Here is a 14,871-nt window from a genome sequence, read left to right as displayed (position 1 = left end):
CCCATTATCATAAAAACCTCACCATTGGCAGCACGAGTCATCGACTCTTGCCGCAGCCCCCGTGGACCTCACTCTCTTTCAGTGCAGCAGCCAGGCACCGTCAGACCGCGTCACTATCCATCCATGAACGGGCCGCAGCAGTGTTGCCGGTGTGGTTGAGAATGCATCGATCAGGACAATGGTAAAAACTGCAATCAATCTGCCCACACACCAGTGGGCGCTGCTGGCAACCGGTGCCGCTCTACTCACCGCTCTGCTCATGCTGTCCATGGCCACCGGCGCGGGCGTGTATGGCGCCGCGCAGGTATTCGGCTATTTCCGTGGCGATGCCGCCCTGCTCGCCGATGACAAACTGGCAATGATTATCCATACCCTGCGCATGCCGCGTACCCTGGCCGCACTGTTGGTGGGGGGTAGCCTGGCGGTAGCAGCCAGCCTGCTGCAGAGTGCCACGCGCAACCCCCTGGCCGAGCCGGGTCTGTTGGGGGTCAACGCCGGAGCGGTCATGGGGCTGGTGATCGGGCTGATCTATTTCGGGGTCGAATCGACCCAGGGCTATCTGGTGTGGTCAAGCGCTGGCGCACTGCTCGGCAACCTGGTGGTGTTGGGCATCGGGTTGATGTTGGGGCAGGCCAGCCCACTGAAACTGATCCTCGCCGGGGTGGCGCTCAGCGCGGTCTTTGGCGGGCTGTCGAACTATCTGCTGCTGGCCAACCAGACGGCGCTGGAGCAATTCCGTTTCTGGAACCTGGGCTCGCTATCCGCCTCGGAGCTGGATGCAGTGCGCATCATCACCCCCGTCGTCCTCGTCGCACTGGGTCTGGCGGCCATGCTCTGTCGGCAACTGACCTTGATGCAAATGGGCGACTCGCAGGCCAAGGCGTTGGGCATCCATACCACCCGGGTGCGCATCGGCGTGCTGGTGGCGTCCACTCTGTTCACCGCCTGCGCTATTTCCCTGGCCGGCCCGATCGGCTTCGTCGGCTTCCTGGCGGCCTACTGCGCGCGCCTGGTGGAACCGGTGAAACTGATCACCCAGATGGTATTTTCCGCCCTGTTCGGCATGTTGTTCCTGCTGGCCGCCGACATCCTGGCGCGCTGGGTGATCCAGCCCTTCGAGATGCCGGTGGGTACGCTGTTGGCGGTGATCGGCGCGCCGGTGCTGATCGCCATTGTGTTACGCGGCGGTTTCCGCTCGCTGTTGACGGTGAGGTGACGATGAACACGAGCATCCCTTCCGGCGTATGGCGTCTGCAGCTGGGCAAGGCCACCGTGCTGCTGCACCGCCGCACCTGGCTGATGACCTTGCTGATGCTGATCACCCTGCTGTTGTTATTCGTCCTGTCGGTGAGTATCGGCTCGGCGGACATGAGCATGCGCGAGGTCATTGCCACCCTGGGCGGTCAGGGCAGCAAGCTGCATGAGATCATGGTGTACAAGATCCGCCTGCCACGGGTCACCGGGGTGGTGGTGGCCGGGCTGGCGATGGGTATGGCCGGCTGCCTGATCCAGACGCTGGTGCGCAACCGGCTGGCGACCCCGGACATGGTTGGGGTCAACGAGGGCGCTTCGCTGGCAGTCATCGTATTCGCTCTCTATCTCACCCTGGGCAGCTGGCCTTGGTGGGCATCGCCGCTGGGTGCGGCATTGGCCGCGGTGGCGCTGTTCGTACTGTGCCGTCGGCCGGGGGAGCAGGGCTATCTGTTCATCATCATTGGCATCGCGATTTCCGAGCTGTTCAATGCCGTCGGCGAGTTCGCCATGTCCACCCAGCCCCTGACTCACCTGGGCAGCGTCTATCTATGGACCATGGGGCACTTCGCCCATGTCAGCTACCAGACCACCCAGCCCATCACCCTGATTCTGCTGGCGCTGTGCCCGCTCATGGCACTGATCAACCGACCGCTGGCGCTGCTGCGCTTCGGCGACGCCACGGCGCGTAATCTGGGCGTGAACGTGCCGCTGGTACAGCTGGGCATACTCGGGCTGGCGATCCTGGTGGCCTCGCTGGGCACCGCGATCGGCGGGCCGGTAATCTTCGTGGCGATGGCCGCGCCCATCCTGGCCTCCTGGCTTACCCGCGATAATCTGGCGCCGATCTGGCTGGCGGCGCTGTGCGGCGCCGTAATGCTCATGGGCAGCGACATTCTGGTACGGGTGCTGGCCCAGCCCAATGAAATCCCGACCGGCATCATGACCCGCATCTTGGGCGGCTTCCTGCTGCTCTTCCTCCTGATCAAAGACAGACAGTGGTCCGACTGATGACAGTTCTGCAAGTACGCAATCTGCAATTTGGCTATCACCAGAAACCGGTTCTGCACGATGTATCTTTCAGCCTGCCCCGGGGCAAGCTGATTGGCATCGTCGGGCCAAATGGCAGTGGCAAATCCACCCTGCTCAAATTGCTGGCGGGACAACTGCCGCTGCAGCAAGGCGAGGTGGATATCCAGGGCCAGGCGCTGGCCAGTTTCTCCACCAAGGCACTGGCCCGGCAACTGGCATTCCTGCCCCAGCGGCCGGTAATGGCCGAGGGTATACGGGTAGAGCAACTGGTGCAGTACGGTCGCCACCCGCATCAGGGGTGGTTCAACCAATGGAGCGCAGAGGATGCCCGGCAGGTGGCCCGCGCCCGGGACATCATGCAGCTGGAGCCTTTATGGCAGCGCATTGCCTCTTCCCTGTCCGGCGGCCAGGCCCAGCGCGCCTGGCTGGGCATGATCCTGGCGCAGAATACCGACCTGATCCTGCTGGACGAGCCCACCAGCGCGCTGGATATCGGCCTGCAGACCGAAGTGATGGAGTCGATCCGCCACATCACCACCGAGAACCGCACGGTACTGATCGTGATCCATGACCTGGGCATGGCGGCGCGCTACTGCGATGAGCTGATCGCCCTTGATGAAGGGCGGGTCGCCGCCATGGGTCCTGCGCGGGAGGTCATCACCAAGGCATTGGTGGATCGGTTGTACAACACCAATGTGGATATTCTCGCCGCACCGGATGACGGTGCGCCGGTGATCGTACCGCGTCGGCGGACGTCCTGACGTGGGTGAGACAATTTGACCCTTTAATGAGAATCGTTATTAATATCAACAAGTGATATCATCCCCTCACTTTCCCCGTCACAGGACATTCCCATGACCACATCAATCTATCGCAGCGCCCTGGCGCTGCTGCTGGCCGGGCTGGCCAGCGTCGGTGCCTTGGCCGAGACCCGTCAGGTCGAAGACGCCCAGGGCAACCAATTAACGGTCCCCGCCGAGCCCAAGCGTATCGTGACCCTCAGTGAACTGGATCTGGATACCGCGCTGGCTCTGGGTATCACCCCGGTGGGCACCACCGATGGCCGTGGCCAGGCGTCGCCACCACGCTATCTGGAAGGCAAGGTACCGGCGCAGACCCGCTCGGTCGGCCTCCTCAACGATCCCAACCTGGAAGCCCTGCTGGAGCTGCAGCCGGACTTGATCCTCACCGGTCCGCAGAAACCCGAGCAGCTGGCGATTCTCAATGAAATCGCACCGACCGCCGTGTCCTATGCGCTGGGAGAATACTGGATGGACGCCACGCTGCGCGTCGCCAACATCCTCAACCGCGAAGCCGAAGGCCAGCAACTGCTTGAGCGCTACAAGGCCCGCGCCGCCGAGGGCCGCGACAAGCTCAGCGAGCATCAGGGCGAAACGATCAGCATTGCACGCTGGAACCCCAAAGGGCCGGCCTACATGCTCAAGGATTCCTTCGCCAGTACCGTTGCCCATGACCTGGGTCTGGTGCGCCCGGGTCATCAGCAGGAGCCGGGCACCACCCACTCCATGTCGCTGAGCCTGGAATCACTGGCCATGCTGGACGCGGATTGGCTGGTCGTCGGCACCCTGGCCACCACTGGCGATGCGGTAAACGCCATGCGTCAGGCGGAGCAAACCCCCATGTTCCTGCAAATGGAATCGGTCAAGGCCAATCAGTACAGCGCCGTCGACGGTTCCGTGTGGACCTCCACCGGCGGACCGCTGGCTGCATTGCAGGTGATCGAGGATATTGAAACCATGGTGCTGGACAGCGAAGCGAACGCCACCGCGGTCGCCGCTACCCCCTGATCCGCCCTGCCACGCCCGGCTCGTTCAGCAAGATCGGGCCGGCGCGATCAGCAAGCGCCGCAAGAATCGAGGGAATCGGATAACACTGGAAAAGCCGACCACCGGGCGGTGGCCGGCCAGGCCTTACTTGATCAAGCGCAGGCAGAACGGATAACGATAGGCCGTACCTTCGTTGGCCTTGATCGCGGCGATGATCATCAGCACGATCGCACCGACCCCCACCACCCAGATCAGCAGAAAGCCGATCGCCACGATCATCAGCAGCAGGCAGACCAGCACCGCGATGGCGACCGTAATCTGGAAATTGAGCGCCTCCTTGCCCTGGTCATCGACAAAGGGATGCAGCTACTTCTTCATCTGCCAGATGATCAGCGGGCCGATCAGGCTGCCGATTACCGGAAGGAAATAACCGAGAAACCCGGCCAGATGCGCAATCATCGCCCACAGGCGAGCATCCTTATCCGGTTCCAGCGTCTCGATGCGCGACTCATCATCAATCATGCTCGCGGCTCCTCATAGTATTAATGGGTATCATGCTTAGCGTCAGGATAGTCGAACACCACAAGACTGTCTTAACGCCGGTCAAGAATCAGTCCGCCAACGCTGCCAGCTGCGCCGCGAAGAGCTCGTTGATGCCCGCGGTGGCCAACTCCAGCATGGCAGTCAGCTCCTGGGGCGTGAACGGCGCCGCCTCGGCAGTACCCTGCACCTCGATAAAGCCACCTTTATCGGTCATGACCACATTCAAATCGGTATCGGCTGCGGAATCTTCCGGGTAGTCCAGATCCAGTACCGGCGAGCCCTGGTAGATACCCACCGAAATCGCCGCGATCATCTGCACCGAAGGTACCTTCTTGATTGCGCCACGCTGCTTCATTGACCGCAGCGCATCGACCAGCGCCACGCAGGCCCCGGTAATGGATGCCGTGCGGGTGCCACCATCGGCCTGGATCACGTCACAATCGATATAAATGGTGTTTTCACCCAGCGCCTTCAAATCCACCGCCGCGCGCAGCGAACGTCCAATCAGCCGCTGGATCTCCAGGGTCCGCCCACCCTGTTTGCCCTTGCTCGCCTCCCGTTGCATGCGCTCACCGGTCGCTCGCGGCAACATGCCGTATTCAGCAGTGATCCACCCCTGGCCGGTGCCGCGCAGAAAACGCGGCACGCCGCCTTCCACGCTGGCCGTACAGATCACCTTGGTATCGCCGAACTCAACCAGCACCGAACCTTCGGCATGCTTGGTGTAATGGCGGGTCAGGGTTACCTGACGCATCTGGTCTGCCGCGCGGCCGCTGGGTCGTATCATCTGTTCAATTCCTTACTGCATGTGTGAGCGGCGATTATACGGAGCCTGCCCGGCGGTACAACAGCAGCCTGTACCCCCGAGCCGACTGGCGGAGTACAATGCCCGCCGCCGAGCAATAAATAGACAAATTGGAGTGGACCCATGGTATTCAGCATGACGGCCTTCGCCCGCAGCGAACTCAGCACCGATCAGGGCAATCTGGCCTGGGAGTTGCGTTCGGTGAATCATCGCTACCTGGAATCCGCCCTGCGCCTGCCCGACGCCTTTCGCGATCTGGAAGGCCCGCTGCGCGAACGCCTGCGCAAACACATCGCCCGCGGCAAGGTGGAATGCACCCTGCGCTTCAACCCGGCTACGGACGCCGCACCCGACCTGAGTCTCAACCAGCCCCTGCTTGATCAACTGATCGAGGCTGCCGGCCGCATCGGCAAACAGCTGGACAATCCGGCCCCCATCAACCCGCTGGAACTGCTGGCCTGGCCAGGCGTGCTCGGTGGCGAGGGCCGTGACCAGGTAGACCTCAAGGCGCAGGCCGACCAGTTGTTCAATCAGGCGCTGGAAGAACTCAAAGCGCACCGCGCCCGCGAAGGCGCCGAACTGCGCGAGCTGATCGAAAGCCGCCTCGACAGCATGGCCGAACGGGTCATTACCCTACGCGAGATGATGCCCACCCTACTCGCCGCCCACCGCCAGAAGCTGATTGATCGCTTCAATGAAGCCAAGCTGGAATTGGACAGCACCCGCATCGAACAGGAACTGGTGATACTGGCGCAGAAGATCGACGTCGCCGAAGAGCTCGACCGCATCGACACCCACATCAACGAAACCCGCCATGTACTCGACAGCAAGGCCGCCATCGGCCGCCGCCTGGACTTCCTGATGCAGGAATTCAACCGCGAAGCCAACACCCTGGGCTCCAAGGCCATCGACGCCCGCAGCACCCAGGCAGCGGTGGATCTGAAGGTGTATATCGAGCAAATGCGGGAGCAGGTGCAGAATATCGAGTGAGCCAAGCGGCCTGACCTGATGCCCTCGAAAAGGGTGATATCACTAGATACATCCTGGTAATGACCCCGCAACACCAGGCCAGGCCGACGTTTGCTCCGATCACCCCCTTCCCTTTCCTGAAACTTCTCCAGGCCAGCTCCCTTCCTTATAGCCACCTGCCTTGACACCTCCCCGGCATCAATCGTAGCGTGAAGCTGACAGCTGTCAGGAAAGCAAGATGAGCTCTTCTCTCCGGCTAAACCTGTACCCCTCCCATTGCCGGCGGAACCATATCTGAATGAGTCGATTCCCATCGGCCCCGAACCAAAGCCGTGCTACCGATATCCCAAGGAGAACTGCACGTGAATAATGACAATAACCGTGATGACCTCAATAACCTCGCCATATCAGAGAAGGCCAAGCCGCTGCTTGAAGCTGTAATCAAGCATGTGCGCGAGAACGTGGATCCGATACTGGAAGAATACGATCGGCTGGGCGAAGGTCGGGCAGATCGTTTCAGTTATGTGCCGGGACAGTTGGAGTTGATCGAAGGTGCCAAGGCCAAGGCAAAGGCCGCCGGGCTCTGGAATTTCTTTCTGCCCAATGCGGAAACCGGTGAAGGGCTATCCAACCTCGACTATGCCTATATCGCATTCGAGCTGGGTAAGAACCCTCTGGCTTCCCAGACGCTGAACTGCTCTGCGCCCGATACCGGCAATATGGAAGTCCTGGAGCGGGTCGGGACCCCGGAGCAAAAGGAAAAATGGCTGAAGCCGCTACTGGCTGGCGAGATTCGTTCCTGCTTTGCGATGACCGAGCCGGATGTAGCATCGTCCGATGCGCGCAATATTGGCACCACCGCTGTATTAGAGGGCGATGAGTGGGTCATCAATGGCGACAAGTACTATATTTCCGGGGCAGGCGATCCGCGCTGCAAGATAATGATCTGCATGGTCAAGACCAGCCCAGACGCAGAGGCGTTCCGGCAACAGTCGCAGATCCTGGTGCCCATGGATACCCCCGGCGTCCAGATACTGGGGCCCATGAACGTGTTCGGCCATGACGACGCACCCCACGGCCATATGCACATCAAACTAGACAATGTCAGGGTGCCCAAAGAGAACATCCTGTGGGGTGAGGGCCGGGGTTTCGAGATATCTCAGGTCCGCCTGGGGCCAGGTCGCATCCACCACTGCATGCGCTCCATCGGTGCCGCCGAAAAGGCGCTGGATCTGACTCTGGAGCGCGGTATTTCTCGCGAGGCTTTCGGCAAACGCATTATCGATCTCGGCAAGAACATGGAGACCGTTTCCCGGGCCAGAATCGAGATCGAGGCGATGCGCCTTATGGTCCTGAAGGCAGCAAAAGCCATGGATGTGCTGGGCAACAAAGAAGCCCGTATCTGGGTCTCCATGGCCAAGGCGATGGTCCCGGAGAAATGCTGCAAGATCATCGACGAGGCCATTCAGATTCACGGCGCAACAGGCGTTAGCCAGTGGTCACCACTGACCGAAATGTATATGAAGCAGCGCACCCTGCGGCTGGCCGATGGACCAGACGAGGTGCATCATAATGTTGTTGCACGGGCTGAGGTGAAACGCGTCGAAAATCTCGGTTAATTCCGAGAAGAATCGGAGCGGCCGCCGATCAGCCAGATAGCCCACCGCCTGTTGCGAGCACGCCGGACAGGCGGGCAAGGCTCGCTTCAGCGGCCAATCCATTTCGACAAACAAATCAAATAACAGGATTATCAACCATGGATATAAGAGGTCGTATTGTCGTCGTTACCGGCGCGGCTGGTGGTATTGGCCGGGCCCTAGCTCTGCGTTTCCACGAGGCCGGAGCCAAGCGCATCATTTGTGCAGATATTGATGGTGCGGGGGCAGCCGCTACCGCCGAAGCCGTTGACGGCATAGCCCGGCAGGTCAACGTCGCCTCCGAGCAGGAGATAAAGGCACTGATTGATGACGTCGAGACGCAGGAAGGTCCTATCGACCTGTTCTGCTCCAACGCGGGCATTCTGCTGCGGGGCGGTCCGGAAGTTCCCGACGATGATTGGCAGCGTATTTGGGACATCAACGTCATGTCCCATATCTATGCCGCACGACATCTCGCGCCCCGCATGAAAGCACGCGGCGGCGGTTATTTGCTCAATACGGCTTCCGCCGCGGGCCTGCTTTCGCAGGTCGGCTCCGCTCCCTACGCAGTAACCAAGCATGCCGCGGTTGGTTTTGCCGAATGGCTGGCGCTCACCTATGGTGACGATGGGATCAAGGTCTCTGTGCTATGCCCCCAGGCTGTGCGAACCGCAATGACCCAAGGTAAAGAAGACAGCGTTGCCAGCATCGACGGCCTGCTCGAGCCTGAACCGGTGGCAGAAGCCTGCCTCAAGGCAATCGAAGAAGAAACCTTCCTGATCCTGCCCCACCCAGAGGTACTTGGTTACATGCGTAACAAGGTGGAGAACTACGACCGCTGGATTGGCGGAATGCGTAAACTCAACCGCCGTTACGCTCCGTCGAAAGACTAACGGACAGCGCGCCCGTCAAAAACGGGTAGCGCGGCATTATCGGCCATTTCTCCAAAGTTGTTGGCAAAGTCTGTGCCGAACGTCGCTGGCACATGCCCAACATGACGGATAAACTGACAGGCATCAGGATTGTCATTATTGCCTGTCAGTCCCCCACCGCTGCAGCGCAATACTGATACATATCAGAACCTTTCCGTAATGGATTAAATAATGTCCGATAATAAAAACAGTTCGGGGTCGGCGGAACATGCTCCGGATCCGCTGTTCGAAGCCAGACTCGTAGGTATTCAGGACTCATCCCTTGCCGAACAACGTCGGGACCAGATATGCGACGCGGCGCTTGAACTCTTTTTGCAGAAGGGATTTGCCTCAACAACGATCCGTGATATTTGCGCGCTCTCGGGCGTCAACCAGGCGAGCATCTATGACTACATCGCCAACAAGAACGACATCCTTCGGCGCCTACTGAACAAGCTCTGGTTTCGGTCCGGGGTGCCCAATCTGCATGAACTACTGAAACAGGACCCCGAGGCCTCGCTGGAGGACTGCCTGCGCCTGTATCTGCGTGAATCCTGGACGACAAAACGCAAGGGTACGATACTCGCTTACCGTGCGGTTCCTCATTTGCAGAAGGACGACCGCGCTGCCATGCGCGCCCGTGACCAACTCGTGATTCAGGAAATGGCGATGGAGCTGCGGGAACGAGCGGATCTAGCGGAGAATGACCCAAGAGCGGATATCATTGCCAACCTGATCATGTACCTTGCCGGCTTCGGTCCCCTGCGTGACTGGTTGCATCAGGACATTGACGACGACGTCATCGTTGACACGATTGCGGCAGGTGTCACTGCCATGATCGAAAAACTCTCCGAACACCAGCGCTAGCCAAGCCCCTCCTACCGGTTCAGCCAGCGTAAGCTGGCCGCAATCCGGAGCCATCAAGAATCTCTGCCTCCGGATTGCTGGCCAGGTACCCCATCAGGCCAGACTCGGGCTCAGCCGATTCTCGCGCCAAATGATCGCTACCAACAGGGCCGATGCCAGGCCGCCGACAATAGTCGTTATCACTCCCGGAAAGCTGAAGACAAAGCCGGCGATAATCAGCGGCAACCGTTGCCACGGTTTCACCAGACCCGCACCCAGCAAGTAGCCCTCAAGACCGCCAGAAATCAGCATGATGCCGGCAATGATTGATGGCAGAACGTACAACAACGGCGTCAGGTCTCCCTGCAGTACCAGCGCAGGCTGGAACAGGAAGAACAACGGGATAAAGTAGATAACCACTCCGAGACGCATGGCTGTGAACGAGGTTTTCATCGGCTTCGCCCCAGCCATGGTGCCAGCCAGGAACGCCGCAGCGCCGACAGGCGGTGTGATCACCGACAGCATTGCGTAGTACACGATGAAGAAATGCACGGCGATGGTATTCAGCCCGCCAACTTCAATGATCGCTGGAGCCAGTGTCACCGCCAGGAAGATATAGGCGACGATGGCGAGGCCGGCCATGCCCATGATGAAGCAGGCCGCGATACCGAAGAGAATGACCAGGAAAACGTTATCGCCACCGAGCCCCACCAGACCGGAGGTCAGTGACCCGGTCACGCCCGTAATGGTCAAGGCACTGACGACAAAGGCAATGGGCAAGATGATCGCGGCAGTCTGGGTGATCAATACGCCAATCTGCCGTATCGCACTGTATAGCCGCTTTGGTGTCAGGCGTGTCTCTTTACGCAGGAAGGACAGGCCAATCATCAGGATGCACGCATACCAGGGCGTATAGTATTCCCACCGCATATACAGCAGACCCCAGATGAGGAATACCATCACCAACAGGAACGGCCACCCGCGCAGCAGAACCTTGCGCGCCGACGGAATGTCCTCTTTAGCCATGCCCTTCATACCGGTGCGGGCGGCGTAGGCATCCACCTGCAAGATCAGGCCGAAGTAGAAGAGCAGCGACGGCAGGATCGCAGCAATCATGATGACCGCGTAATCCACCCCAATGGTGATCGCCATGACGAAGGCGATCGCCCCCATGACTGGCGGCATTACCACGCCACCGGTCGATGCGCAGGCCTCAATCGCTCCAGCGTAATGCGCGGGATACCCGGCCTTCTTCATCGTCGGAATGGTGATCGAGCCCGTCCCGGCGATATTGGAGAAAATGGAACCGGAGAGACTTCCCATGAAAGCACTGGCGACCACAGCCACTTTGGCGGGGCCGCCGCGGTAGCGCCCGAAACTGGCGTTGGCCAGGTCAATAAAGAAGTCGCCCGCGCCCGTGGCCAGCAAGATACCAGCGAACACCAGAAACCCCAGGATAATCTCAGCGACAATCTTGGTAGTGATACCCATCATGCCTTCGGTGCGGAAGATATGGGCCTCAATCATGTGCTCGAACTGATAGGGGATGCCCATGAACAAGCCCGGGAAATAGTCCGCAATCAGGGGATACAGCCCAATGAGCACGACCACCAGCAGGAAAGGCACTCCACCGCTGCGCCGGGCAAGCTCCATCATCAGCAGCCAGACCACAATGCCCATGTACAGGTTGCTCCACCCTGCCTGAGCCATATCCCAGGCATTGGCGGCAAAGTAGAAGCTCACGCCCACTACCAGCACGGCCGCGATCAAATCATAGAATGGCACCTTGTACTGGCCGGACTTCCCGGGCAGCGCTATAAACGCCGCCGCTGCGAAGAGGCCGATAAAGATCCAGTAGTATTCTCCTTCGAGCAACCGATGATCGGCAAATGTGAGCCCGAAAATATAGGCAATACCCGCTAGCAGCCCACAGACACAGAGTGTGACAAAAACGATACTCTGCCACGAGTTCGCGTCGCCAAGCCGAGTTACCTCAGAACTATGCTCAACACTTTCAGGAGCGACGGCATCAGACTTCATGAGTTTTCTTCCGAAGATAAGGGAATGTTGTGAGGCGTGGCCCGGCCACGCCCTGCTGCTTAGAGGCGGGTGCGGAAATGCTCCAGCCCTTTCGTATGCTCGTTCATGATTGCCATGAACTCTTCGTTGTTATGACTCGCCGGGATCCGACGCTCCCTTGCTTCATCCAGCGCCGCCTGGCGTGCCTTGTTCCAGAGATCCATCTTCTCGATTGCGGCCTGATTCCACTGGTCATCTTCGGCGGTCCAGGCGCCAACTTCTTTCAGGTAGCGGATGGTGCCTTCATGAACCGGCAGCGGTGAGCGATCCAGGTATTCCCGGAAAACGGCCAGATCCATACGAGAGGATAAAGGGTGCGTGTTCTTGTACTTGTCAAAGGACTGGTGGAGCCACTTGGCCATGTTGTAAGCGAACTCTTCATCAGCATCCGCCGGAACGGCATACAGGAAGTTGGACGCCAGACCATCGACACCTCTTGCCGTTGAAACCCCCAGATTGATGGTGGTGGGCACAACCATCGTGCGGTGCTCCAGGAACCGGTCCCACGCTTCCTTGTTGTCCCTGTCCATCGGCAGCCAGCGAATTCCTCCGGGGGCGCCTTCCATTTCCGAGAGGATGGAACTGGTGGGCGCGCAATAGGCGACGTCAGCCCGGCCTTCCACAACAGAACGGCAGCTCTGGGCGTAGCTGCTTGCAGACACGTAGGAGAATCTCTCAGAGACCTCTTCATCCGTCATGTCCAGGTAGGCAGGGAGTGCTTTCGTTACAGCGACTACCATGGGAGGCGAGAATTCGCCCTGCGCGACGGAGATCTTGCCTTTTTTCAGATCATCCATGGTATGCAGGTTAGAGCTACCCGCAACGACAAACCCCCACGGCGTGTCGTTATGGTGCCAGATCACGCGCTGGGCCACCGGCTTCATGCTGGCATAGGCCCCAATACCTTCGATCTGAAAGCGCATTTCCGCAGATGACACCGAACTGATGCTCAGATCCCTGCGATCAGTCAGCCGCCGGTAGCGCTGGGCTTCGTTATCCACCGGGACTATACGGACGTTCGAGCCAGTCTCTTTCTGAAAAACCGGGCCCCAGCCATTGGTCGAGGCAAAGCTACCGCTGGAGGTACCGGATGTACCTATCGCCAGCAGGCGCGGCATTTTGTATTCCGCCGCATTCGCCAGACTGGCACTGCTTATTGCAAGGACGGCTGCGATCGATATGCCTGAGCTCAGGATACCTTTGAGAAACGTGGTTTTCATGTGGATCTTCTCCGGTTTTATTATTTTCACGACCCAGGGGGTAGCGTATGGAACAGGCCGTCCTTGGCGGGCTTCTTGCCCCACTTTCAATCTGGCTGACACTTGTCAGGCTAAGATCGAAAGGGGCATCAGGTCAAGCAAAGCTTGTGCTCTTTCGGTCATCGGGAATTCTGGCGTAGCCCTAGATCAGGCCTTGCTCCGCGGCCATTGTGGCTATCTGTTCACGCAGGGATTTCTTCAGTATTTTGCCCACACCACTGCGAGGTAGCGCCTCAACGAAAATGATGCCGCACGGCGTTTTATATTTCGCCAAGTGCTCGTGGCAGTAGTCCAGCAATTCGGCTTCGGTCACCATGGCACCCGGGACAGGTACAACCACGGCGATCACCTCCTCACCCATGCGTTCCGACGGCACGCCCACCACCGCTACTTCCGCCACGCTTGGATGAGCAATAATCAGCTCCTCCAGATCGCGTGGATAAATATTGAAGCCGCCCCGCAGAATCAGATCCTTCTTGCGGTCGACGATATAGAGGTAGCCGTCTTCATCAAGGCGTCCAACATCGCCGGTATGGAGCCAGCCGTCCTGAATCGCAGCTCTGGTTGCTGCCTCGTTCTGATAGTACCCAGGTGTGATATTTTCGCCGCGCACCAGTAATTCGCCGATCTCTCCTACGGGCAGTGGCTGCCCGACCTCATCAGCGATGCGTAGCTCGACGCCCGGGAAAGCGCGCCCCACCGATCCAGGCTTGAGGGACTCACCGGTACGATGCGCCGATACTGTCGGAGCGGCCTCGGACAAGCCGTAACCCTCGTATACATCGACACCAAACCGCTGTTTAACCGCGGCTATCAAGGCTACTGGCATGGGAGCGGAGCCGGATCCTACTATCTCCAGGCTCGAAAGGTCGTAGTTATCCGTCGCGGGATCGGCCATCAGTGCCTGAATCATGGCCGGCACGGCGCTGAAGCGGCGGATCCTGTGTTCCTGAATCGCCTGACAGACTTCGGGGACACTGAACTTCGCCAGCACGACGATCGTCCCCCCTCGCAGAAACAGCGTATTGGCCGTGGTGAAACCATAGATATGCGCCAACGGCAGTACACCCAGGGTAACGCCAGCCGGCTCGCCGGACTGTTCAGCCAAAGCCGCCGCCGCAGCGGCATTGCTGTAGAGGTTACGGTGGGTAAGCATGACGCCTTTGGGCTGGCCTGTTGTGCCGGAGGTAAACAGAATCACCGCCGTATCGTCCGGTTGCAGATCGGGTTTTTGAACCAGCTCTGGCGCCAGTTCCACCAGCGTCTGAAGGTCCATAGTCCGCTCACTCACCAAGCCGGCATTCGCCGCATCCAGCCCAGCAACCAGCAGTAGCGGCTGCACTGCAAGGCCCTCTACCGCTTGCTGCACATTGGGCAGCACCGAGGCACTGGTAATGATCGCGCAAGCCTCGGACGCGCTCGCGATAAATCTGATTTCCTTGGGGTGGAGCACGTGCATCACCGGCAGCACAATCGCACCAGCGCGCATGACTGCCTGGTAGGCAATGAAAACCTCTGGCGAGTTCGCCATGCAGACAATGACCCGATCACCAGGCTTGACGCCCTGCGCCTGGAGCCCCGCCGCCATGCGATTAGCCGTGTCCAGAAGATAGCGATTGCTCAAGGCCTGACCATTGAAGTACAGGAACGGGTATTCGCCAAAGCGCTTCAGGTTGTGTTCAGGCAGGTCAGTCAGAATCATAGTGAAGCCCTCAGACCGCTACAGCGACCAGTATTGTTGTTGTCGACTTT

At 59.4% G+C, this 14,871-nt stretch carries 12 protein-coding genes and 1 pseudogene; 8 read left to right on the top strand and 5 right to left on the bottom strand.

From position 1 onward, the window contains the following. Window positions 1-178: 178 nt before the first annotated feature. The 4 genes from BM267_RS08180 to BM267_RS08165 all read left to right on the top strand — a co-directional run bounded on the left by BM267_RS08180 (window position 179) and on the right by BM267_RS08165 (window position 4,091). Window positions 179-1,216, top strand: coding sequence for a FecCD family ABC transporter permease (locus BM267_RS08180; protein WP_074778849.1), 1,038 nt, complete (start codon window positions 179-181; stop codon window positions 1,214-1,216). Between the two features lie 2 nt (window positions 1,217-1,218). Next, on the top strand, window positions 1,219-2,262 hold the full coding sequence (locus tag BM267_RS08175) for a FecCD family ABC transporter permease (RefSeq protein ID WP_074778851.1): 1,044 nt from the start codon (window positions 1,219-1,221) through the stop codon (window positions 2,260-2,262). Continuing rightward, the gene (locus BM267_RS08170; protein ID WP_074778853.1) at window positions 2,262-3,044 is read left to right on the top strand and encodes an ABC transporter ATP-binding protein; all 783 of its coding nucleotides are present in this window, start codon (window positions 2,262-2,264) and stop codon (window positions 3,042-3,044) included. Before BM267_RS08175 ends, BM267_RS08170 begins: the two co-directional genes overlap by 1 nt. A 93-nt stretch (window positions 3,045-3,137) precedes the next feature. Next, the gene (locus tag BM267_RS08165; RefSeq protein ID WP_143063034.1) at window positions 3,138-4,091 is read left to right on the top strand and encodes an ABC transporter substrate-binding protein; all 954 of its coding nucleotides are present in this window, start codon (window positions 3,138-3,140) and stop codon (window positions 4,089-4,091) included. 123 nt (window positions 4,092-4,214) lie between these two features. Here BM267_RS08165 and BM267_RS08160 read toward each other — a convergent pair. Then, window positions 4,215-4,589, bottom strand: a pseudogene (locus BM267_RS08160) (DUF4870 domain-containing protein). 91 nt (window positions 4,590-4,680) lie between these two features. Continuing rightward, window positions 4,681-5,400, bottom strand: coding sequence for a ribonuclease PH (gene rph, locus BM267_RS08155; RefSeq protein ID WP_074778857.1), 720 nt, complete (start codon window positions 5,398-5,400; stop codon window positions 4,681-4,683). A gap of 141 nt (window positions 5,401-5,541) precedes the next feature. Here rph and BM267_RS08150 point away from each other — a divergent pair, with 141 nt between their 5' ends. The 4 genes from BM267_RS08150 to BM267_RS08135 all read left to right on the top strand — a co-directional run bounded on the left by BM267_RS08150 (window position 5,542) and on the right by BM267_RS08135 (window position 9,802). Beyond that, the gene (locus BM267_RS08150) at window positions 5,542-6,408 is read left to right on the top strand and encodes a YicC/YloC family endoribonuclease (protein ID WP_074778859.1); all 867 of its coding nucleotides are present in this window, start codon (window positions 5,542-5,544) and stop codon (window positions 6,406-6,408) included. A 341-nt stretch (window positions 6,409-6,749) separates the two neighbouring features. Continuing rightward, window positions 6,750-8,006 (top strand): acyl-CoA dehydrogenase family protein, encoded by a 1,257-nt coding sequence (locus tag BM267_RS08145; protein WP_036991804.1) that lies wholly within the window; start codon window positions 6,750-6,752, stop codon window positions 8,004-8,006. 137 nt (window positions 8,007-8,143) lie between these two features. Continuing rightward, the gene (locus BM267_RS08140) at window positions 8,144-8,917 is read left to right on the top strand and encodes an SDR family oxidoreductase (protein WP_074778861.1); all 774 of its coding nucleotides are present in this window, start codon (window positions 8,144-8,146) and stop codon (window positions 8,915-8,917) included. A 210-nt stretch (window positions 8,918-9,127) separates the two neighbouring features. Next, window positions 9,128-9,802: a TetR/AcrR family transcriptional regulator gene (locus tag BM267_RS08135; RefSeq protein WP_036991801.1), complete on the top strand. Its 675-nt coding sequence runs from the start codon at window positions 9,128-9,130 to the stop codon at window positions 9,800-9,802. Between the two features lie 93 nt (window positions 9,803-9,895). On the opposite strand, the gene BM267_RS08130 is transcribed toward BM267_RS08135, so the two are convergent. From BM267_RS08130 to BM267_RS08120, 3 genes are all read right to left on the bottom strand, one after another. Then, window positions 9,896-11,821: a TRAP transporter permease gene (locus BM267_RS08130; protein ID WP_074778863.1), complete on the bottom strand. Its 1,926-nt coding sequence runs from the start codon at window positions 11,819-11,821 to the stop codon at window positions 9,896-9,898. Window positions 11,822-11,880: 59 nt separating this feature from the next. Continuing rightward, a complete protein-coding gene (locus BM267_RS08125) occupies window positions 11,881-13,080 on the bottom strand; it encodes a TAXI family TRAP transporter solute-binding subunit (protein ID WP_074778865.1) in 1,200 nt (399 codons plus the stop codon). Window positions 13,081-13,261: 181 nt separating this feature from the next. Further along, window positions 13,262-14,821 (bottom strand): class I adenylate-forming enzyme family protein, encoded by a 1,560-nt coding sequence (locus BM267_RS08120; protein WP_074778867.1) that lies wholly within the window; start codon window positions 14,819-14,821, stop codon window positions 13,262-13,264. Between the last annotated feature and the right edge of the window lie 50 nt (window positions 14,822-14,871).

This window comes from Halopseudomonas bauzanensis (assembly GCF_900114735.1).
In the GTDB taxonomy this organism is placed as follows: Bacteria; Pseudomonadota; Gammaproteobacteria; order Pseudomonadales; family Pseudomonadaceae; genus Halopseudomonas; species Halopseudomonas bauzanensis.
Note: the sequence above shows the minus strand (reverse complement) of the source record. Positions and strands in the feature narration are given on the sequence as shown.